We start from the raw sequence: 19,560 nt of genomic DNA, 5'->3' as shown, positions 1-19,560 counted from the left end.
GGAGTACGGCAGGGGGCTGGGGCTGGTGCGTGCCTGTGCGCAGGTGTGGGGATGGCAGCCGTCGGCCCGGTTCGGGGATCGAGGGAAGTACGTGTGGTGTGAGCTAGGAGTGGCGTGAGGCGGCAGGCGTGAAGCTCAGGCCGTCGTCCCAGGGGGCCAGTTTCTGGAAGTAGATGTCGTCCCGCCAGCGGCCGTCGATGTGGATGTGGCCGCGCGACACGCCCACCGTCCGGAACCCGCTCTTCTCCAGGACACGGCACGACGCAGGATTGTCCACCCGCGCGAAGGCGTCCACCCGGTGCAGCCGCAAGTCGTGGAAGGCCACGTCCAGGGCCAGCGCGACGGCGTCCGTGGCGATGCCCCGCCCGTTGTGGCCACCGGAGATCCAGTAACCGATGAAGCAGCTGCGCAGGCGGCCGAGCAGGATGTTGTTGAGGTCGACCCGGCCCACCACGGCGCCCTCGTACAGGATCACACCGGGCCACCTCGTTCCGTTTTCGCGCTGTCGCAGGGCGCTCGCCACGGCGGCCCGCTGGCCGGCCTCCGTGAAGAACTCGTCCGTACGCGGGGGATCCCAGGGGCGCAGGAAGTCGCGGTTGTGGCGGTGCAGAACCGTCAGAGCCTCGCTGTCCTCGACGGACAGGGGGCGGATCGCGGTTGCGGACATGCTGGTTCGCTGCCTTCCACGGCGGATGCCGAAGGCGAAGGCCCGTGCCGCGAAACCGCGCGGCACGGGCCTTCTTTCCCTGGAATCGGACGTCCATGGGCTCGGGTCAATGGGCCGGTGAAAGTCCGTTCCGCAAGGGGACGGCTGACGGAAAGGGGTGTGTCAGGCCGCCGCCTCGGGGTCCTTGGAGAGGCTGTCCTTGGAGAGGCGGGGGGCGGGGATCGTCTCCTGCGTCTCCGGGTAGTGGCACGCCGTCAGGTGGCCCGGCTTGTTGCCCTCCACCTGGAGCAGCGTCGGTGCCTCCGTCGCGCACTTCTCCGTCGCCTTCCAGCAGCGGGTGCGGAAGCGGCAGCCGGAGGGCGGGTTGATGGGCGAGGGGACGTCGCCGACCAGACGGATGCGCTCGCGCGGCTCCGCGTCCACCGTCGCCTCGGGTACGGCGGAGAGCAGGGCCCGGGTGTAGGGGTGGCGCGGGTTGCCGTACAGGTCCTCGCGGTCGGCGATCTCGACGATGTTGCCGAGGTACATGACCGCGACGCGCTGCGAGAAGTGCCGGACGATCGCGAGGTCGTGGGCGATGAAGACGAACGCGATGCCCAGTTCCCGCTGGACCTTCTGCAGGAGGTTCACGACCTGGGCCTGGATCGAGACGTCCAGGGCCGAGACCGGCTCGTCCGCCACGATCAGCTTGGGCTCCAGGGCCAGCGCGCGGGCCACGCCGATGCGCTGGCGCTGGCCGCCGGAGAACTCGTGCGGGAAGCGGTTGAAGTGCTCCGGGTTCAGGCCCACGATCTCCAGGAGTTCGCGGACCCGGTTCTCGCGGCCGCCCTTCGGGTCGATCCCGTTGATCTCCATCGGGCCCGCGATGATCTTGCCGACCGTCTGTCGCGGGTTCAGCGAGGCGTACGGGTCCTGGAAGATCATCTGGATCTCGGAGCGGATCGGCGCCAGCTCCTTGCGGCCCGCGTGCGTGATGTCCTGGCCGCGGTAGGTGATCTTGCCGCCGGTCGGTTCCAGCAGGCGGGTGATCAGCCGGCCCGTGGTCGACTTGCCGCAGCCCGACTCGCCTACGAGGCCCAGGCTCTCGCCCTCGGCCACCTGGAAGTCCAGGCCGTCCACCGCCTGCACCGCGCCGACCGTACGGCGGATGGGAAAGCCGCCCTTGATCGGGAAGTGCTTCGTCAGCCCCGAGACGTCCAGGAGGGGGTTCGTGTTGCTCATGGTCGTGAAGTCCCGTCTGGTGTCCGTCAGTTGTGCCGGGTTGCGGCGAAGTCGGCGAAGTATTCCTGCTTCTGGTCGGCGGTGAGGTGGCACGCGGAGCCGCGGCCCTCCGCCACCTCGAGCTTCGGGCGCTCGGCCGAGCACAGACCGCCCGAGACCTTCTCGGCGAACGCGCAGCGCGGGTGGAAGCGGCAGCCGGACGGCGGGTTGAGCAGCGAGGGCGGGGAACCGGGGATCGGCGTCAGCGGCACGTCCACCGGGCCCTCCAGGCTCGGCATCGAGTTCAGCAGGCCGAGGGTGTACGGGTGGTCCGGCTTGCTCAGCACCTGCTTCTTGGTGCCGCGCTCGACGCACCGGCCGCCGTACATCACCAGTACGTCGTCCGCGATGTCGGCGATGACACCGAGGTCGTGCGTGATGAAGATGATGGCGGTGCCGAACTCCTGCTGGAGGTCCTTGAGGAGGTCCATGATCTGGGCCTGGACCGTCACGTCGAGGGCCGTGGTCGGCTCGTCGGCGATCAGCAGCTCGGGGTCGCAGACCAGGGCCATGGCGATCATCGCGCGCTGGCGCATACCGCCCGAGAACTGGTGCGGGTAGTCGTCCACGCGGGTGTCGGGCTGCGGGATGCCGACGCGGCGCAGCATCTCGATCGCCCGGTCCCGTGCCTCCTTCTTGGAGGCGCCGGTGTGCTTGCGGTACGTCTCGGCGATCTGCGCGCCGACCGTGTGGTACGGCGACAGGGAGGCCAGCGCGTCCTGGAAGATCATGGACATCTTGTTGCCGCGCAGCTTCTCCAGCGTCCGCTCGGACGCGGTGAGGAGCTCCTGCCCGTCGAGGACGATCTCGCCCTCGATGGTGGTGCGTTCGCGGTTGTGCAGACCCAGGATCGCCAGGTTGGTCACCGACTTGCCCGAGCCGGACTCGCCGACGATGCCGAGCGTCTTGCCCTTCTCCACATCGAAGGAGAGCCCGTCGACGGCCTTGACGATGCCGTCCTCGGTGGAGAAGTGCACGCGGAGGTCGCGGACGGAGAGGAAGGGGGTGCTCATCTTGTCTCTCCTTAAGCGAGGCGGACGCGCGGGTCGATGAGGGCGTACACGGCATCGACGACGATGTTGAACAGGACGATCGCGCCGGCCGCGACCAGGACGACACCGAGCAGCATCGGCAGGTCGTTGTTCTGTACGGCCTTCACCGAGACGGCGCCGATGCCGTGCAGGCCGAACGTCGCCTCCGTGATGATCGCGCCGCCGAACAGCGAGCCCAGGTCGATACCGAGGATCGTCACGATCGGGCCCATCGCGCCGCGCCAGGCGAACCGGAAGAACACGGTGCGCCACGCCAGGCCCTTGGCCCGCGCGGTGCGGACGTAGTCCTCGCTCAGCGTCTCGACCAGCTGCGAGCGGGTCATACGGGTGTAGTTGGCGGTGAAGATGATCGCCAGCACGAACCACGGCAGCAGGAAGCCCTGGAACCAGCCCAAGGGGTCCTGCGTGAAGCCGGAGTTGTCGTTCGGGCGGGGCAGGATGTGCCACTCGTCGGAGAGGTAGAACATCGCGACGATGCCGACGATGTAGATCTGCAGCGACGAACCGATCAGCGAGGCCGAGGAGGCGATCTTGTCCAGCGCCTTGCCCTGCTTGACGGCGGCGATCATGCCGGTGCCGACGCCGAAGATGACGAAGACGACCGCGCTGCCCAGGGTGAGCGAGAGCGTGGTCGGGAAGCGGTTCATGATCATGCCGAGGACCGGCTCACGGTTCTGGAACGAGTAGCCGAGGCACGGCGCGTTGCAGTGGCCGAACGAGGCGTAGTCACGGCCCACGAAGACGCCCTCGAGCCAGTGCCAGTACTGGACCGGCAGCGGATCGGAGATCCCCAGGTTGTGCCGTACCAGCTCCAGCGTCTGCGGCGTGCAGACCTTGCCGCAGGCGATCCGCGCGGGGTCACGCGGCGCGATGTAGAAGAGGAGGAACGTGATGGCACTGATGATCAGCAAGATCACCGCTGCGCCGAGTACCCGGCGGACGAGAAAGCGGAACATGGCGATGGGATTCCCTGGGCGACGCCGTGGTGGGGGCGGAGGGGGACGGGCGGGGCGCCGGGTGTGCGGCGCCCCGCCCCTGGACGGACTGGGGCGTCAGGCCTTCACGTACAGCTTGTACATGAGGAACGCCGAGAACAGCGGGTCGAACAGGGCGCCGCCGACCTTCGAGCCGTACAGGTAGAACCGGCGCTGGAAGGTCTCGGGGATGATCGGAGCGAGCTCCGTCATGATCTTCTTGTCCAGCGCCTCCCAGGCAACGCCGGCCTGCTTCGGGTCGGTGATGACCGCGTTCTGCTTGATCGCGTCGTTGACCCAGCTCACGTTCAGCTGCGAGACGTTGTTGGAGCCGTTGGCGATCGTGCCGCCGTCGAACAGCGGCTGCATGACGGTGAAACCGGTCGGCCAGTCCGGGGACCAGCCGAACCACATCACGTCGAACTCGTTGTTGATCTGCTGGACCTGGTCGTAGTAGCTGCCCTGGTCCACCGCCTTCACGACCGGGTCGAAGCCCGCCGCCTTCAGGGCGTTGACGATGACGACCTTGGTCTTCTCGTAGGCGTCGTTGCCACCCTTGGGGTAGGTGTAGACGATCTTCTGGCCGACCTTGCCGGCCTCCTTCAGCAGCGCCTTGGCCTTCTCCGGGTCGCCCTGCGGCTTCTTCAGCTTGCCGTAGACGTCCTCGTGGGCGTAGCCCAGGATGTCGGGGCTGATGATGGAGGTCGCGTAGTCACCGGCCGACTCGCCGCCGTAGATGCGGCGGATCTGCTCCAGCGGCCAGGCGTAGTTGAGCGCCTGGCGCACCTTCGGGTCGGTGATGCGCTTGCAGTTGATGGCGTAGTAGTAGAGGCCGCTGAGCAGACCGTTGATGGTCCGCTTCTTCAGCGTGGGGTCGGTCAGCACCTTCTGGAGACGCTCGGCGGGCACACCGCTGTACGCCATGACGGCGTACTGGTCGTCGCCGCTCTCGGCGATCAGCCGGTCGGTCGCGGGCAGCGACTCGGTGCCGAACTCGAAGGTGAAGCTGTCCGGGTAGGCGTTGCGGATCGAGTCCGTCTTCGGGTCCCAGTGCGGGTTGCGCACCAGCTTCATCGACTTGTCGACGGAGTGCTGAGCGATCTTGTACGGGCCGGCCGAGACCGGGTCCTTGTCGTACTTCTCCTTGGTGTCGTGCGCGACCGGCACGGCGCCGTAGGAGTGCATCGCGAGCGTGAAGTTGAGGTCCGGGCGGGCCTCCTTCAGCTTCAGCGTGATGGTCTTCTTCGCATCGTCGGTGACGATGGAGTCCAGGTGCTTGCCGGTGAACGGGCCCTTGTACTTCGAGCGGAAGTCCGTGGAGCCGGTCAGCGCGGTCTGGACGTACTGCGCGCCCTCGGTGGTGAAGCTGGCGAAGCCGCGCTCGATGCCGTGGCGGATGTCCTCGACGGTCAGGTCGCTGCCGTCGTCCCACTTCAGACCGTCCTTCAGGGTGAAGGTCCAGGTCTTGCCGCCATCGGCCATGGTGCCGGCGTCGGTCGCCAGGTCACCGACCAGCTTCATGGAGCCGTCCATGGCGATCTTGTAACCGGTCAGCGTACGGACGTAGAGGTTGGCGACACCGGAGTTCCAGGCGAAGTAGATCCGCTGGGGGTCCAGGTGGGTGAAGTCGGTCGGGCCGATACCGATGATGTTGCCGCCCTTGCGCGCACCCGGGATCTCGGGGGCGGGGCCCGTCGAGTCCTCCTTGGTGCCGACGGTCACACTGCCGGTGTACTTGTCGGTGCCCGCGTGGGTGCCGCCGCTGCTGTTCCCGCCACCCCCACCGCTGCTGCAGGCGGAGAGCACCATGGAGCCGCCGGCCGCGACCGATGTGGCAATGACGAAGTTTCTGCGGGAAAGGGACATGACTTCCTGCTCTGGTCGAGGACGGTTACGAACTGCTCCGGCGGGCCCCGTCGCCCGGGCCGGAAGGTGGGGAAAAGGAGGGATCAGCGCTTGGCCTTGGGGTCCAGCGCGTCACGCACCGAGTCACCGAGGAGGTTGAAGGCGACGACGAAGATCACCATCGCCAGGCCCGGGAAGAGCATGTACGTGATGTCGTTCTGGTAGAACTTGGCCGCGTTCTGGACCATGACGCCCCAGTCCGGCGTCGGGTCGCTCAGACCGACACCGAGGAAGGACAGACCGGCCTCGACCGTCACGTACATCGGAAGCGCCAGGGTCGCCTGAATGAGGATCGGCGTCCACAGGTTGGGCAGCAGTTCCTTGAAGATGATCCGGGCCGGGGACGCGCCCGTCACCTTGGCCGCCTCGACGAACTCCCGCTCGCGCAGGGCGAGTACCTCACCGCGCAGCAGTCGGGCGATGGGCGCCCAGCCGAACGCGGTCATGACGCTGATCAGGGAGACGACGATGAGCCAGGTCGGGGTCGCGTCGGTCGGCTTGACCAGGATGTTGACCAGCACCGGCCAGAAGCCGATGAAGAACAGGGTCTGCGGGAAGGCCAGCAGGATGTCGATGATCCGGCCGACGAAGTAGTCCGTCTTGCCGCCGAGGTAGCCGGCGGTCAGACCGATGACGACACCGAAGAAGGCCACCAGCAGGGTCGTCGCCGTGGCGATGAGCAGCGAGTTGCGGATGGCGTAGAGCAGGAACGTGAAGACGTCCCGGCCCAGCTGCGGATCGATGCCGAACCAGAAGTCCCCGCTCATGCCGCCGTTGGGCTTGACCGGGATGCCGAAGTCGTTGAGCAGGCTCGGGTCGTTCTGGCCGTAGGTCGTGTACGGATCCTTGCCGTACACCTTGGCGATCAGTGGCGCCGCGATGCCTACGACGAAGAAGAAGATCACCACGAAGGCGGATATGACGCCCGTCCGGTCCCGCCTGAAGCGGATCCAGGCCAGCCGTCCCGGAGAGCGGCTCTCGGTGCCCTTCGGGGTGCCGGGCTTCGCCGATGCGGCGCTGTCTTCGTCGGTCACCTCGAGTGGGGCGGCCGGGGAAGGGGTGGGGGTGGTCATGATGCTCCGTGCCTTGTGGGTCAAGGCTCCGCAGGGCGCTCCCTACGGGCTACGCCGGACTTTTTCAACGCAATTCATTCAAGGTCAATAAATTCTCGGTCTACTTGGTCTTCTCTTTACCTTCTTTAGCTGTACTTGACCATTCCGTAGCTACGCGGGTAGTGCGCTGTAATCATTCCGTGCTTCACATCGGACCAACTGCGCGAATCGGTCAATGCGTTCGATATGCGGACGGTGGTGTGCCGAAATGCGTACATCGGCACGTCACAATCCAACGTTTCAGCATCGTTGCGCGAAGATCTGTTGCGCTCCTCGCGCAAGATCGTCCGAGAGCCCCCGGGTGGGCGCCTGCATTCGGATGACGTGTCCCCCTAAAGGCCTCTCAATCCGGCGGCGGGCATGCGGAATGCGCGGTATCCGCCGATATTGACCGGTATCGGGTCAGTGATCGCGGAGGAGGCAGCCATGCGTGGATTCGCGTACGCGCGAGAGGCCGCAGGCGTGGCGGTGGTGGCGCTCGCCGCGACGGGCTGCGGGGGTGGCGGGGGGTCGAGCGTCGGCACCGCCGTGCTCAGCTCCTCATGGGGCGACCCGCAGAATCCGCTGGAGCCGGCCAACACCAACGAGGTGCAGGGCGGCAAGGTCCTCGACATGATCGTCCGGGGTCTGAAGAAGTACGACCCGAAGACCGGCAAGGCCGAGAACTGGCTCGCACAGTCCATCGACACCCCGGACTCGCAGAACTACACGATCAAGGTGAAGAACGGCTGGACCTTCTCCAACGGCGAGAAGGTGACCGCCCGCTCCTTCGTGGACGCCTGGAACTACGGGGCGAGCCTCAGGAACAACCAGAAGAACGCCTACTTCTTCGGTTACATCGACGGGTACGACAAGGTCCACCCCGAGAGCGGCACCCAGAGCGCCGACACCCTGTCCGGGCTGAAGGTGGTGGACGACCACACCTTCACCGTCAAGCTCAACCAGAAGTTCTCCGGCTTCCCCGACACCCTCGGCTACGCGGCCTTCGCCCCGCTGCCCCGCGCCTTCTTCACCGACCACGCGGCCTGGCTGAACAAGCCCGTCGGCAACGGCCCGTACACGATCGAGTCCTATACGAAGGGCTCGCAGATGACCCTGAGGAAGTGGGACGCCTACCCCGGCCCGGACAAGGCCCGCAACGGCGGTGTGACCCTCCGGGTCTACACGGACAACAACACCGCCTACACCGACCTGATGGCCGGCAACCTCGACCTCGTCGACGACATCCCCGCCGCCCAGCTGAAGAACGTCAGGAGCGACCTGGGCGACCGGTACATCAACACACCCGCCGGGATCATCCAGACCATCGCCTTCCCCTACTACGACCCGGCCTGGAACAAGCCGGGTTCGCAGAAGGTCCGCACCGGTCTGTCCCGGGCGATCGACCGCAGGCAGATCACGCAGACGATCTTCCGTGGCACCCGCACCCCGGCCACCGACTGGACCTCCCCGGTGCTCGGCCCGGCCGGCGGCTACAAGGCCGGTCTGTGCGGCAGCGCCTGCGACTACAACCCCGCCGAGGCCAAGAAGCTGATCAAGGAGGGCGGCGGGATCCCCGGCGGCCAGGTCAGGATCACGTACAACGCGGACACCGGTTCGCACAAACAGTGGGTGGACGCCGTGTGCAACTCCATCAACAACGCCCTCGGCAACGGCAAGGCCTGCGTCGGCAACCCCGTCGGCACCTTCGCCGACTACCGCAACCAGATCGGACAGCACAAGATGACCGGCCCCTTCCGCTCGGGCTGGCAGATGGACTACCCGCTCATCCAGGACTTCCTGCAACCGCTGTACTACACCGACGCCTCCTCCAACGACGGCAAGTGGTCCGACAAGGACTTCGACCGGCTCATCGACGAGGCCAACGCCGAGACGGACACCACGAGGGCGATCGCCGACTTCCAGAAGGCCGAGGAGGTCGTGCGCGACAACATGGCCGCCATCCCGCTCTGGTACCAGAACGGCAGCGCCGGCTACTCCCAGCGGCTGTCCGACGTGGCGCTCAATCCCTTCAGCGTCCCGGTCTACAACGAGATCAAGGTCAGCTGAGCCGGCATGGGGCGCTATGTCGTCCGGCGACTGCTCCAGATGATCCCGGTGTTCATCGGGTCGACCCTGCTGATCTTCCTCATGGTGAACGTGATGGGCGACCCCATCGCCGGACTGTGCGGAGAGCGGGCCTGCGACCCGGGGACCGCCGCCCAGCTGAAGCGGGAGTTCGGCTTGGACAAGCCGATCTGGCAGCAGTACCTCACGTACATGGGGAACGTCTTCACCGGCGACTTCGGTACGGCGTTCAACGGGCAGAAGGTCACCGAGCTGATGTCGACGGCGTTCCCCGTCACCATCCGGCTGACCGTCGTCGCCATCCTCTTCGAGATCGTCATCGGGATCACCCTGGGCGTCGTGACCGGGCTGCGCCGGGGCCGGCCGGTCGACACGGGGGTGCTCCTCGGCACCCTGGTGGTGATCTCCGTCCCCACCTTCGTCACCGGTCTGCTGCTCCAACTGCTGCTCGGCGTCGAGTGGGGCTGGATCAAACCGGCCGTCTCGCCGGACGCCGCGTTCGGCGAGCTGATCGTGCCGGGCCTGGTGCTGGCCTCGGTCTCGCTGGCGTACGTCACCCGGCTCACCCGTACGTCGATCGCCGAGAACAAGCGGTCCGACTACGTCCGCACGGCCGTCGCCAAGGGCCTGCCCCGGCACCGGGTCGTCCTGCGGCACCTGCTGCGCAACTCGCTGATCCCCGTGGTCACGTTCATCGGCACCGACATCGGCGCGCTGATGGGCGGCGCGATCGTCACCGAGCGCATCTTCAACATCCACGGCGTCGGCTACCAGCTCTACCAGGGCATCCTGCGGCAGAACACCCAGACGGTCGTCGGCTTCGTGACGGTCCTCGTCCTGGTCTTCCTCGTCGCCAACCTCCTCGTCGACCTCCTGTACGCCGTGCTCGACCCGAGGATCCGCTATGCCTGAGCAGCCGTACGAGCCCGAGCGCGCGATCGCCGGCACCGGCATGGGCGGCGCCATGGACCTCGCGGCGAGCGAGGCGACGACCCTGGCGAAGACTCCGGGGGGACCCGAGGGCACCGGCCCCGCCGGCAAACCACGCTCCCTGTGGTCCGACGCCTGGCGGGACCTGCGCCGCAACCCCGTCTTCCTGCTCTCCGCGCTGGTCATCCTCTTCCTGGTCCTCATCTCCCTGTGGCCCTCGGCGATCGCCTCCGGCTCCCCCCTGACCTGCGACCTGGCCAAGGCCCAGGACGGCTCGGGCCCGGGCGCGCCGTTCGGGTACGACGGTCAGGGCTGCAACGTCTACACACGCACCGTCTACGGCGCCCGTACGTCCGTCACGGTCGGCGTGCTCGCCACGCTGGGGGTGGCCGTCCTCGGGTCCGTGCTGGGCGGTCTGGCGGGCTACTACGGCGGTGTCTGGGACTCGGTCCTGTCCCGGATCACCGACATCTTCTTCGCCATCCCGGTCGTCCTCGGCGGTCTCGTCCTGTTGTCGGTCGTGACGAGCAATACGGTCTGGCCGGTCATCGGGTTCATGGTGCTGCTCGGCTGGCCGCAGATCTCCCGTATCGCGCGCGGCTCGGTCATCACCGCCAAGCAGAACGACTACGTCCAGGCCGCCCGCGCCCTCGGCGCCTCCGACACCCGCATCCTGCTGCGCCACATCGCCCCGAACGCCGTGGCACCGGTGATCGTGGTCGCCACCATCGCGCTGGGCACCTACATCGCCCTGGAGGCGACCCTGTCGTACCTCGGCGTCGGCCTCAAACCGCCCAGCGTCTCCTGGGGCATCGACATCTCCGCCTCCTCCCCGTACATCCGCAACGCCCCCCACGCCCTCCTGTGGCCCTCGGGCGCCCTCGCCATCACGGTCCTGGCCTTCATCATGCTGGGCGACGCCGTGCGCGACGCCCTCGATCCGAAGTTGAGGTGATCGTGTCGTGCTGCTCGAAGTGCGGGATCTGCACGTGGAGTTCCGGATGCGGGACGGGGTCGCCAAGGCCGTCAACGGGGTGTCGTACGCCGTGGACGAGGGGGAGACGCTGGCCGTGCTCGGGGAGTCGGGGTCGGGGAAGTCGGTGACCGCGCAGGCCGTCATGGGGATCCTCGACATGCCGCCCGGGAGGATCACCGGGGGGCGGATCCTCTTCCAGGGGCAGGATCTGCTGAGGCTCAAGGAGGAGGAGCGGCGCAGGATCCGGGGGGCCGGAATGGCCATGATCTTTCAGGACGCCTTGTCGGCCCTCAATCCCGTGCTCTCCGTGGGGGACCAGCTCGGCGAGATGTTCGTCGTGCACCGGGGCATGTCGAGGAAGGACGCGCGGGCCAGGGCCGTCGAGCTGATGGAGCGGGTGCGCATCCCGGGCGCCGCCCAGCGGGTGCGGGACTATCCCCACCAGTTCTCCGGCGGGATGCGCCAGCGCATCATGATCGCCATGGCGCTGGCCCTGGAGCCGGCGCTCGTCATCGCCGACGAGCCCACCACCGCCCTCGACGTCACCGTCCAGGCCCAGGTCATGGACCTGCTCGCGGAGTTGCAGCGCGAGTACCGGATGGGACTGATCCTCATCACCCACGATCTCGGGGTCGTCGCCGACGTCGCCGACCGTATCGCCGTGATGTACGCGGGGCGGATCGTCGAGTCCGCGCCCGTCCACGACCTCTACAAGGCGCCCGCCCACCCCTACACCCGGGGCCTGCTGGAGTCCATCCCGCGCCTGGACCAGAAGGGCCGGGAGCTGTACGCCATCAAGGGCCTGCCGCCGAACCTGACGGACATCCCGCCCGGCTGCGCCTTCCACCCCCGCTGCCCGATGGCCCAGGACCTGTGCCGCACGGACGAGCCGCCGCTGCAGGAGGTGTCCGAAGTACGGGGCAGCGCCTGCCACTTCTGGAGGGAGTGCCTGCATGGCGACGAGCGGTGAGCCGATCCTGGAGGTCAGCGGGCTCGTCAAGCACTACCCGCTGACCCGGGGCATCCTCTTCAAGAAGCAGGTCGGCGCCGTGAAGGCCGTCGACGGCGTCGACTTCACCCTCGCGAAGGGCGAAACCCTCGGCATCGTCGGCGAGTCGGGCTGCGGCAAGTCCACGGTCGCCAAGATGCTCTGCAACCTGGAGCGCCCGACGGCCGGCTCCATCCGGTTCAAGGGCGAGGACATCACCCGGCTGTCCGGCCGCGCCCTGAAGGCCGTACGCCGCAACATCCAGATGGTCTTCCAGGACCCGTACACCTCCCTCAACCCCCGTATGACGGTCGGCGACATCGTCGGGGAGCCCTACGACATCCACCCCGAGGTCGCGCCCAGGGGCGACAGGCGCCGCAGGGTCCAGGAGCTGCTGGACGTGGTCGGCCTCAACCCGGAGTACGTCAACCGCTACCCGCACCAGTTCTCCGGCGGCCAGCGCCAGCGCATCGGCATCGCCCGGGGCCTCGCGCTGCGCCCGGAGGTGATCGTCGCCGACGAGCCGGTGTCCGCCCTGGACGTCTCGGTCCAGGCCCAGGTGATCAACCTGCTGGACCGGCTCCAGTCCGAGTTCGACCTCTCCTACGTCTTCATCGCCCACGACCTGTCGATCGTCCGGCACATCTCCGACCGGGTCGGGGTCATGTACCTGGGCCGGATCGTGGAGATCGGCCGCGACGCGGAGATCTACGACCACCCCACGCACCCCTACACCCAGGCGCTGCTCTCGGCCGTCCCGGTCCCCGACCCCGAGGCCCGCGCCCACCGCGAGCGGATCATCCTCAGCGGTGACGTGCCCTCACCCACGAACGTCCCCTCCGGCTGCCGCTTCCGCACCCGCTGCTGGAAGGCCCGGGAGCGGTGCGCCCAGGAGGTCCCGGCGCTCGCGGTACCGGCCGCCTTCCGGGGCACCTCAGGCCCGGCCGCCCACGACTCGGCCTGCCACTTCGCGGAGGAGAAGCAGGTGGTGCCCGAGGGCACGCCGGAGCATGGCAGCGGGCCGGGATGACATGGCGCATCCCGGCCCGCTTACGGCACCCGCACGGCCGTACGCTGTTCAGACTCGCGCGTCCGTATATCGGTACCGCTTCCGTGAAGTTGCCTGAGTGTTAACGCGGTTGATACCTGTTTGCGGGGCTACGCCAGGCCCAGTGACCGCTTGAGGAAGTCCAGCTGGAGACGCAGCAGGTTCTCGGCCACCGTCTCCTGCGGGGTCATGTGCGTCACTCCGGACAGCGGCAGCACCTCGTGCGGGCGGCCGGCGGCCAGCAGGGCGGAGGACAGCCTGAGGGAGTGGGCGACCACCACGTTGTCGTCCGCCAGCCCATGGATGATCATCATCGGGCGGTGCGGCTCGGCCGGGTCGACGAGACCGGCGTCGCCCACGACGGAGTTGCGGCGGTAGATCTCCGGCTGCTCGCCCGGGTCGCCGAGGTAGCGCTCCTGGTAGTGGGTGTCGTACAGCCTGAGGTCGGTGACGGGCGCCCCGACGACCGCCGCGTGGAAGACGTCCGGGCGGCGCAGGGCCGCGAGCGCCGCGAGATAGCCGCCGAAGGACCAGCCCCGGATCGCCACCCGGTCCAGGTCCAGCGGGAACTGCTCGGCGAGCGCGTGCAGTGCGGCCACCTGGTCCTCCAGCACGACGGCCGCGAGCTCGTCCCGGATCGACTTCTCCCAGGCCGGCGAGCGGCCCGGGGTGCCGCGCCCGTCGGCGACGATCACCGCGAAGCCCTGGTCGGCGAACCACTGCGAGGTCAGGTGGGCGTTGTGCGCGGCGACCACCCGCTGGCCGTGCGGACCGCCGTAGGGGTCCAGTAGAACCGGCAGGGGCGTGTCACCGGGGTAGTCCCGTGGCATAAGCACGGCGCACGGAATTCGGCGTGCGCCCCCTTCGAGCAGGGTCACACGGGGGGACAGACCGGGATCTTCGGCGTAAGACCGGACAGTCGCCGCTGGTTTTCCGTCACACAGCACCTGCGCACGGGTACCCGGCCGGTCCGGCGTCGCGGACACGAGCACCGTCACGTTCCCGGTGCGCACCGCCGTGTGCACACCGGGCTCCTGCGACACGCGCTCCACGCCCAGCTCGTTCACCCGGTACACATGGACTTCGCCAATCTCGGCGGCCTCCGCCTCCTCGCCCGCGGAGGCGGAAACCAGCACGTCGTCGGCGCCCACGTCCAGTACCGCCCGGACGTGCAACTGGTCGCTGGTCAGCGGCCGTTCGCCGACCGCCAGGACCCGGGCGCCGCCCTCGTCCGCGATACGGACAAGCTGCCCGGAGGGGCTCCAGCAGGGCACTCCAGGGAAAAGTTCCAGCCAAATCGGATCTTCGTCAGCGTGCACCATCCGGGTGGCCCCCGTGTCCGGGTCCACCGCCAGGAACAGCTGGCTGCGCTGGTCCCGCGCCTGCACGAGAAGCAGCGGCGCACCCGCCGCTGACCAGTGCACACGCGCCAGATACGGATACCGGTCGCGGTCCCAGGCCACCTCCGTGCGCGCCCCGTCGAGGCCGAGCACGAACAGCCGGACCTCCGCGTTCGGGGTGCCGGCGGCGGGGTACGCGATGTGGACCGGCTCACGCTCCGGGTGGGCCGGATCCGCGATCCACCACCGCTTCACCGGCGTGTCGTCCACGCGCGCCACCAGCAGCCGCTGTCCGTCCGGCGCCCACCAGAAGCCCCGCGAACGCTGCATCTCCTCGGCCGCGATGAACTCCGCCAGGCCGTAGGTGACCCCCTGCGACTCCGGTTCCGCGAGCGCCCGGTCCTCCTCGCCGTCGGCGCCCACGACCCGCAGCGCGCCCCGGGCGACGTACGCGACGTGCCGGCCGTCCGGGGCGGGGCGCGGGTCGACCACCGGTCCCGGGACCCGGAGTTCACGGGTGGTGCCGGCCCGCAGCTCGGCCGTGAAAAGCCGCCCTGACAAGGCGAAAGACGCCAACTCCAGGGCCGTGTCGGTGGCGTAGGCGACGATGCCGGCGCCGCCCTCCCGGCTGCGCTCGCGGCGTGCCCGCTCCTCGGCCGGGAGCTCTTCGGAGGCGCCGCCGAGCAGCGTGCGCGGGTCGGCCGCCGAACGCTCGGCGCCGTCCGGAAGGTCCAGGATCCACAGGGAGTTGGCCCGGTCGTCGCCGGAGCCGGAGCGCAGGAACGCGACACGCGAACCGTCGGGCGCCACGGTGAACGAACGCGGCGCGCCGAGCGTGAACCGCTGTGTCCGGGCGTGCCGTCGGGGGAAGGAGTCAGCCTCGGTCGTCATACCCTGACCATATTGGCCATGCGCCCCCTTGTGCGGCCGTGCGCCGAGCGATGCGCGAGTACGGATAGTTATGATCACTACCGCTGTGTGGGTATGAACCCGCTGGCGTCTGCGTGGACTTGGTCAACTGATCCGGATCTGGCGACTTTTGGAGGTGAGCCGCCGTGGCACTCTCGATTTCGGCGGTGGTGCTGCTGGCGATCATCGTCTTCCTGCTGATCAGGAAGTCAGGACTGAAGGGCGGCCACGCCGTCGTCTGCATCCTGCTCGGCTTCTATCTCGCCTCCTCGACCATCGCGCCCACGATCAGTCAGCTGACGACGAACGTCGCCAGCATGATCGGCAGCATCAAGTTCTGACGGCGGCCGCCATCGCGGACCCCGGGCGCCACCGGGAACCCCGGGCGGTGACCTCGTAGGGTGGTTCCCATGACGGAACTGCCCGCCCGTCGTCTTCTGCTGGTGCACGCGCACCCGGACGACGAGTCGATCAACAACGGCGCGACCATGGCCAGGTATGCGGCCGAAGGCGCCCATGTGACCCTGGTCACCTGCACCCTCGGCGAGCGCGGCGAGGTCATCCCGGCGCACCTGCGGCACCTGACCGGTGCCGCGCTGGGCACGCACCGACGCGGCGAGCTGGCCGACGCCGTGCGCGCGCTGGGCGTGAGCGACGCCCGGCTGCTCGGCGGCGCGGGCCGCTACGGCGACTCCGGAATGATGGGCATTCCCGACAACGACGACCCCGGCTGTTTCTGGCAGGCCGACGTCGACGAGGCCGCCGGCCACCTCGCCGAGGTGATCCTGGAGGTTCGCCCGCAGGTCCTCGTCGCCTACGACGACCAGGGCGGCTACGGCCACCCGGACCACATCCAGGCCCACCGCGTCGCGATGCGCGCCGTCGACCTCGCCGCCGAGCGCGGCCACCGGATCGCCAAGGTCTACTGGAACCGCGTCCCGCGCTCCGTCGTCGAGGCCGCCTTCGAGCGCCTCCAGGACGCGCTGCCCGCACTGCCGTTCGACAAGAGCGCGTCCGTGGCCGACGTGCCGGGCGTGGTGGACGACGCGCGGATCACCACCCGCGTCGACGGCTCCGCCCACGCCGGCGCCAAGGCCGACGCGATGCGCGCCCACGCCACCCAGATCGTCGTGGCCGAGCCGTACTTCGCGCTCTCCAACGACCTGGCCCAGCCGCTGTTCACCACCGAGTACTACGAGCTGGTGCGCGGTACGGCCGAGCCCGGGGAGAGCGACCTGTTCGCCGGCCTCGGCATCGAGGAGACGTCATGAGCGACAACGGACCGGGCTCGCTGCTGGCCCAGCCCCTGCAACGGCCCTCGGCCGGACGGGTGGCCGCCCATGCCGGGCTCTTCCTGCTCGGCGCGCTCGTCGGCTTCGCCGGGACCCTGGTGCAGGCCGCCTGGTTCCCCGGCGGGCTGCTCCTCGCGCTCGTGGGCGCGGCCGGGCTCTTCCTCGGCGGGTCGTACGCCACCGGCGGCCGGGGCGGGGCCGTGGCACCCGTGGCCGGCTGGATCATCGCCGTCGTCCTGCTCACCACCTCGCGCCCCGAAGGGGACTTCCTGTTCAGCGCCGGAGGCGGCTCCTATCTCTTCCTGCTGGGCGGCATGGTGCTGGCTGTGATCTGTGCCACCCTTGGCCCGGGACGGCATCCCGGCGGCGCTCCCGCCCGACTTGGCAAATGACGTACCACTTCTCCGTGCGGCACACGTGCGAGTCCGGTGTGGGTTTCCTCAGCGGTCATGGGATAAGCGCCAGAGGTGGCCAGTATGGTGGTGCGCGCCGCCGAGCCGCCCGAGCAGTCAGGTCGAAACGGGCGGTGGAGCCAACTGGGAGAACCTGCCTTGAGTCGTGAAACTGACACTCCGTCCTCCGGGCCCGACGGGCGCGGCGGAGCCGCATACCCCTCCGGCACGCCGCCGTACGGGACCCCCATGGCTACCGACGTCGGTACGGACGCGGGCCGTTCGGGCACGCAGCCGGAGGAGAAGAAGACAGAGACCACGCTGACGACCCGGATCCGGATCAACATCCCCGGATCCCGGCCCATCCCGCCGGTCGTCGTGCGCAAGCCCGTCGGTGACACCGACGGCGCCGGCGTCACCGTCGGCACCGGCGAAGAGGCGCCCGCCGCCGAGCCGCGGCCCGCGCCCGAGCGGACGGCCGGCGCCGCCACCGAGGCGCCCGCCGATCCCACGGGCCAGGCCGAGGAGAAGACCAGCGACTGGTTCGCGCCCCGCAAATCCGGCGCCCCCAAGGGCGGTCCGGGCGGCGGCGGTACGAACGGGGCCGGAATCCAGGGCGGTTCCGGCGGCGCCACGGCGGCGCCGGGCGCCCGTCCGGGTGGTCCGGGAGCATCCGGATCCACCGGTACCACCGGTACCACCGGCGCACGCCCCGGCGGCGGCCGTCCCGGCGGTGTGGTCGGCTCCATGAGCGTCCCGGGCGGCTCCCGTCCCGGCACCACCAACGGCAGGGGCCTGCCCGGTGCCACCGGCGGCCCCGTCGCCCCCGGGCACGGCGGCGGCACCGGCTCCTTCGACGTGACCGAGGCCCTGAACGCGGGCCCGCTGGGGCCCGGCTCCCGCCCCGGCGCCGAACCGCGCCGTGACGAGCTGCCGTACTTCTCGGAGAACGGCGGCCAGGACGGCTTCGCCGGCCCGAACGGCCCGAACGGTTCGAACGGCCAGGGCGGCTACGCCGCCCCGGGCTCGACCGGCGCGGGCGGGCAGAACGGCTACGGCGCGGGCGCGGGGGGCCACGACGGCTTCGGCACGGGCGCGAGCGGTGCCAACGGACACGGTGGCGCGAGCGGCTTCAACGGGCCCCACGGCCACAGCGGTCCGGGCGGTCCGGCCGGTCCTACCAGCGGTCCCGTCACCGGCGACAGCACCCTCCTCCCGTCGGCCGGCGGCCCCCGTCTCGACGCCGGGGACCCCTTCGGTGGTCCGGCCGGCGGCTTCAACGCCCCCGGCGCGCCCGGCGGCCAGGGCGCGGCCCCGCGCAGCGCCCTCGCCGACCTCGCCGACCTGGAGGGTCCGGCGGCGCCCGGCGCCCCCCTCGGCGGCCCGGCCGGCCCCACCGGGCTCGGTCCCGGCGGCGGGCTCAGCGACGACACCGCGATCCTCACCCCGCAGAAGCCGGCCCCCGGACCGGACACGCCCGGCTACCGCCCCGACAACGTCTCCGGGCACACCGTCACCAGCGGCATCCCGGTCGTCCCGGGCACCGGCGGCTCCCCGTTCGGCGGCCCCCGCACCTCGAACGGCGGCCCGGCCGCGCAGTCGGCGCCCAAGCCGGAGCCGGCCGCCGCGCCCAAGTCGGGGGCCAGGCCGAAGAAGAAGGGCCGCAGCAAGCTGGTGCTGCTGGGCGTGGGCGTGTTCGTCATCGGGGCCGGTGCCTACGGCGCCGGACTGCTGATGAACCACACCGACGTGCCCAAGGGCACCACCGTGCTCGGCGTCGACATCGGCGGCGGCACCCGCGACGACGCCGTCAAGAAGCTCGACGACGCCTTCGGCAGCCGGGTGAACAAGCCGCTGAAGCTCACCGTGAGCGGCCGGACGGTGACCCTCACCCCGGAGAACGCGGGGCTCCAGTTCGATATCCAGGACACCGTGAGCAAGGCCGCGACCAGCGACTACAACCCGGTCCACGTCATCGGCTCGCTCTTCGGCCAGAACCGCGTGATCGCGCCCGAGATGCCGGTGGACGAGGAGAAGCTCCAGGCCGCCCTGCAGACGGCGGGCGGCGGCTCAGGCTCGCTGACCGACGGCACCATCACGTTCAAGGCCGGCAAGGCCGTCGCCGTCTACGGCAAGGCGGGCAAGGGCATCGATGCGGCCCAGTCGACCCAGGCGGTCGAACAGGCCTACCGCACCCTCGTGGAGACGGACACCGCGACCCCGGTCTCCCTGCCGACGACCACGCAGCAGCCGACGGTGTCGAACGCCGAGGTCGACCGGGAGATGAAGGAGTTCGCCGAGCCGGCGATGTCGGGCAAGGTGACCGTGATGACGGACGCCGCGCACGCGGTCCCGATGAGCCCGCAGAACTCGCTGTGGAAGTTCCTCCGGGTGACGGCCGTCAACGGCAAGCTGGTCGACAAGCCCGACCTGGTCGCCCTGAAGCAGCTGTACGGCGGGGCATTCAACGGCGTGCTCATCACCCGTGGCAACGGCAAGAAGACGCCCGTCACGCCCGAGGACGTCTACCAGGCCCTGCGACAGGCCCTGATGAGCAAGACCAACCGGGTCGCGGTCATCTCGACCAACCCCACTTAGTCCAGCGGCACACAGGGGGCGCCCGGCGACACCGGGCGCCCCCTTCGCCG

General features: G+C 69.5%; 16 protein-coding genes and 1 pseudogene. 10 read left to right on the top strand and 7 right to left on the bottom strand.

The genetic code is table 11. The features are described 5' to 3' along the window. Positions 1-118 (top strand): annotated as a pseudogene (locus ADK64_RS47835) (ATP-binding protein); the annotation flags it as partial. Here ADK64_RS47835 and ADK64_RS32990 read toward each other — a convergent pair. The 6 genes from ADK64_RS32990 to ADK64_RS32965 all read right to left on the bottom strand — a co-directional run bounded on the left by ADK64_RS32990 (position 104) and on the right by ADK64_RS32965 (position 6,931). Beyond that, positions 104-667, bottom strand: coding sequence for a GNAT family N-acetyltransferase (locus tag ADK64_RS32990; RefSeq protein WP_063789992.1), 564 nt, complete (start codon positions 665-667; stop codon positions 104-106). The pseudogene ADK64_RS47835 and the gene ADK64_RS32990 sit on opposite strands and share 15 nt — an antisense overlap. Positions 668-829: 162 nt before the next feature. Beyond that, positions 830-1,888 carry an ABC transporter ATP-binding protein gene (locus tag ADK64_RS32985; RefSeq protein ID WP_053665144.1) on the bottom strand — a complete coding sequence of 353 codons (1,059 nt, stop codon included), beginning with the start codon at positions 1,886-1,888 and terminating at the stop codon, positions 830-832. 26 nt (positions 1,889-1,914) lie between these two features. After that, positions 1,915-2,940: an ABC transporter ATP-binding protein gene (locus ADK64_RS32980; protein ID WP_053665142.1), complete on the bottom strand. Its 1,026-nt coding sequence runs from the start codon at positions 2,938-2,940 to the stop codon at positions 1,915-1,917. 11 nt (positions 2,941-2,951) lie between these two features. Then, positions 2,952-3,935 carry an ABC transporter permease gene (locus ADK64_RS32975; protein ID WP_053665140.1) on the bottom strand — a complete coding sequence of 328 codons (984 nt, stop codon included), beginning with the start codon at positions 3,933-3,935 and terminating at the stop codon, positions 2,952-2,954. Positions 3,936-4,031: 96 nt separating this feature from the next. After that, positions 4,032-5,819 (bottom strand): ABC transporter substrate-binding protein, encoded by a 1,788-nt coding sequence (locus tag ADK64_RS32970; protein ID WP_053665138.1) that lies wholly within the window; start codon positions 5,817-5,819, stop codon positions 4,032-4,034. 83 nt (positions 5,820-5,902) lie between these two features. Further along, positions 5,903-6,931, bottom strand: coding sequence for an ABC transporter permease (locus ADK64_RS32965; RefSeq protein WP_053665136.1), 1,029 nt, complete (start codon positions 6,929-6,931; stop codon positions 5,903-5,905). A 465-nt stretch (positions 6,932-7,396) separates the two neighbouring features. On the opposite strand from ADK64_RS32965, the gene ADK64_RS32960 reads away from it, so the two are divergent. From ADK64_RS32960 to ADK64_RS32940, 5 genes are read left to right on the top strand one after another with little or no spacing between them, the layout of a single operon-like run. Beyond that, on the top strand, positions 7,397-9,019 hold the full coding sequence (locus ADK64_RS32960; RefSeq protein ID WP_053665134.1) for a peptide ABC transporter substrate-binding protein: 1,623 nt from the start codon (positions 7,397-7,399) through the stop codon (positions 9,017-9,019). A 6-nt stretch (positions 9,020-9,025) separates the two neighbouring features. Beyond that, the gene (locus ADK64_RS32955; protein WP_053665132.1) at positions 9,026-9,949 is read left to right on the top strand and encodes an ABC transporter permease; all 924 of its coding nucleotides are present in this window, start codon (positions 9,026-9,028) and stop codon (positions 9,947-9,949) included. Next, complete coding sequence (locus tag ADK64_RS32950; protein WP_053665131.1) at positions 9,942-10,922, top strand: ABC transporter permease; 981 nt, start codon at positions 9,942-9,944, stop codon at positions 10,920-10,922. The genes ADK64_RS32955 and ADK64_RS32950 overlap by 8 nt, the downstream gene beginning before the upstream one ends. Positions 10,923-10,929: 7 nt before the next feature. Next, positions 10,930-11,913 (top strand): ABC transporter ATP-binding protein, encoded by a 984-nt coding sequence (locus tag ADK64_RS32945; RefSeq protein WP_053665129.1) that lies wholly within the window; start codon positions 10,930-10,932, stop codon positions 11,911-11,913. Then, entirely contained in the window at positions 11,897-12,961 is a 1,065-nt protein-coding gene (locus tag ADK64_RS32940) for an ABC transporter ATP-binding protein (protein ID WP_053665127.1), read from the top strand. The genes ADK64_RS32945 and ADK64_RS32940 overlap by 17 nt, the downstream gene beginning before the upstream one ends. A gap of 128 nt (positions 12,962-13,089) precedes the next feature. Here the strand turns inward: ADK64_RS32940 and ADK64_RS32935 are convergent, their stop codons facing one another. Further along, complete coding sequence (locus ADK64_RS32935) at positions 13,090-15,210, bottom strand: S9 family peptidase (protein ID WP_053665125.1); 2,121 nt, start codon at positions 15,208-15,210, stop codon at positions 13,090-13,092. Between the two features lie 164 nt (positions 15,211-15,374). Between ADK64_RS32935 and ADK64_RS32930 the strand changes: the two genes are divergently transcribed. From ADK64_RS32930 to ADK64_RS32915, 4 genes are all read left to right on the top strand, one after another. Next, the gene (locus tag ADK64_RS32930; protein ID WP_053665123.1) at positions 15,375-15,569 is read left to right on the top strand and encodes a hypothetical protein; all 195 of its coding nucleotides are present in this window, start codon (positions 15,375-15,377) and stop codon (positions 15,567-15,569) included. Positions 15,570-15,638: 69 nt separating this feature from the next. Continuing rightward, positions 15,639-16,499: an N-acetyl-1-D-myo-inositol-2-amino-2-deoxy-alpha-D-glucopyranoside deacetylase gene (gene mshB, locus ADK64_RS32925; protein ID WP_053665121.1), complete on the top strand. Its 861-nt coding sequence runs from the start codon at positions 15,639-15,641 to the stop codon at positions 16,497-16,499. Then, positions 16,496-16,912, top strand: coding sequence for a DUF6113 family protein (locus ADK64_RS32920; protein WP_053665119.1), 417 nt, complete (start codon positions 16,496-16,498; stop codon positions 16,910-16,912). The genes mshB and ADK64_RS32920 overlap by 4 nt, the downstream gene beginning before the upstream one ends. 159 nt (positions 16,913-17,071) lie before the next feature. Further along, positions 17,072-19,510 carry a hypothetical protein gene (locus ADK64_RS32915; RefSeq protein ID WP_053665117.1) on the top strand — a complete coding sequence of 813 codons (2,439 nt, stop codon included), beginning with the start codon at positions 17,072-17,074 and terminating at the stop codon, positions 19,508-19,510. Positions 19,511-19,560: the final 50 nt, after the last annotated feature.

This window comes from Streptomyces sp. MMG1121 (assembly GCF_001280015.1).
Taxonomy (GTDB): Bacteria; Actinomycetota; Actinomycetes; order Streptomycetales; family Streptomycetaceae; genus Streptomyces.
The sequence above is the reverse complement of the archived record's forward strand: the minus strand, read 5'-3'. Positions and strand labels throughout refer to the sequence as shown.

What these genes read in the sequence shown, in the direction of transcription:
- ADK64_RS32990 (WP_063789992.1), bottom strand. Translation starts at nt 667, where the DNA reads ATGTCCGCAACCGCGATCCGCCCCCTGTCCGTCGAGGACAGCGAGGCT.
- ADK64_RS32985 (WP_053665144.1), bottom strand. Translation starts at nt 1,888, where the DNA reads ATGAGCAACACGAACCCCCTCCTGGACGTCTCGGGGCTGACGAAGCAC.
- ADK64_RS32980 (WP_053665142.1), bottom strand. Translation starts at nt 2,940, where the DNA reads ATGAGCACCCCCTTCCTCTCCGTCCGCGACCTCCGCGTGCACTTCTCC.
- ADK64_RS32975 (WP_053665140.1), bottom strand. Translation starts at nt 3,935, where the DNA reads ATGTTCCGCTTTCTCGTCCGCCGGGTACTCGGCGCAGCGGTGATCTTG.
- ADK64_RS32970 (WP_053665138.1), bottom strand. Translation starts at nt 5,819, where the DNA reads ATGTCCCTTTCCCGCAGAAACTTCGTCATTGCCACATCGGTCGCGGCC.
- ADK64_RS32965 (WP_053665136.1), bottom strand. Translation starts at nt 6,931, where the DNA reads ATGACCACCCCCACCCCTTCCCCGGCCGCCCCACTCGAGGTGACCGAC.
- ADK64_RS32960 (WP_053665134.1), top strand. Translation starts at nt 7,397, where the DNA reads ATGCGTGGATTCGCGTACGCGCGAGAGGCCGCAGGCGTGGCGGTGGTG.
- ADK64_RS32955 (WP_053665132.1), top strand. Translation starts at nt 9,026, where the DNA reads ATGGGGCGCTATGTCGTCCGGCGACTGCTCCAGATGATCCCGGTGTTC.
- ADK64_RS32950 (WP_053665131.1), top strand. Translation starts at nt 9,942, where the DNA reads ATGCCTGAGCAGCCGTACGAGCCCGAGCGCGCGATCGCCGGCACCGGC.
- ADK64_RS32940 (WP_053665127.1), top strand. Translation starts at nt 11,897, where the DNA reads ATGGCGACGAGCGGTGAGCCGATCCTGGAGGTCAGCGGGCTCGTCAAG.
- ADK64_RS32935 (WP_053665125.1), bottom strand. Translation starts at nt 15,210, where the DNA reads ATGACGACCGAGGCTGACTCCTTCCCCCGACGGCACGCCCGGACACAG.
- mshB (WP_053665121.1), top strand. Translation starts at nt 15,639, where the DNA reads ATGACGGAACTGCCCGCCCGTCGTCTTCTGCTGGTGCACGCGCACCCG.
- ADK64_RS32920 (WP_053665119.1), top strand. Translation starts at nt 16,496, where the DNA reads ATGAGCGACAACGGACCGGGCTCGCTGCTGGCCCAGCCCCTGCAACGG.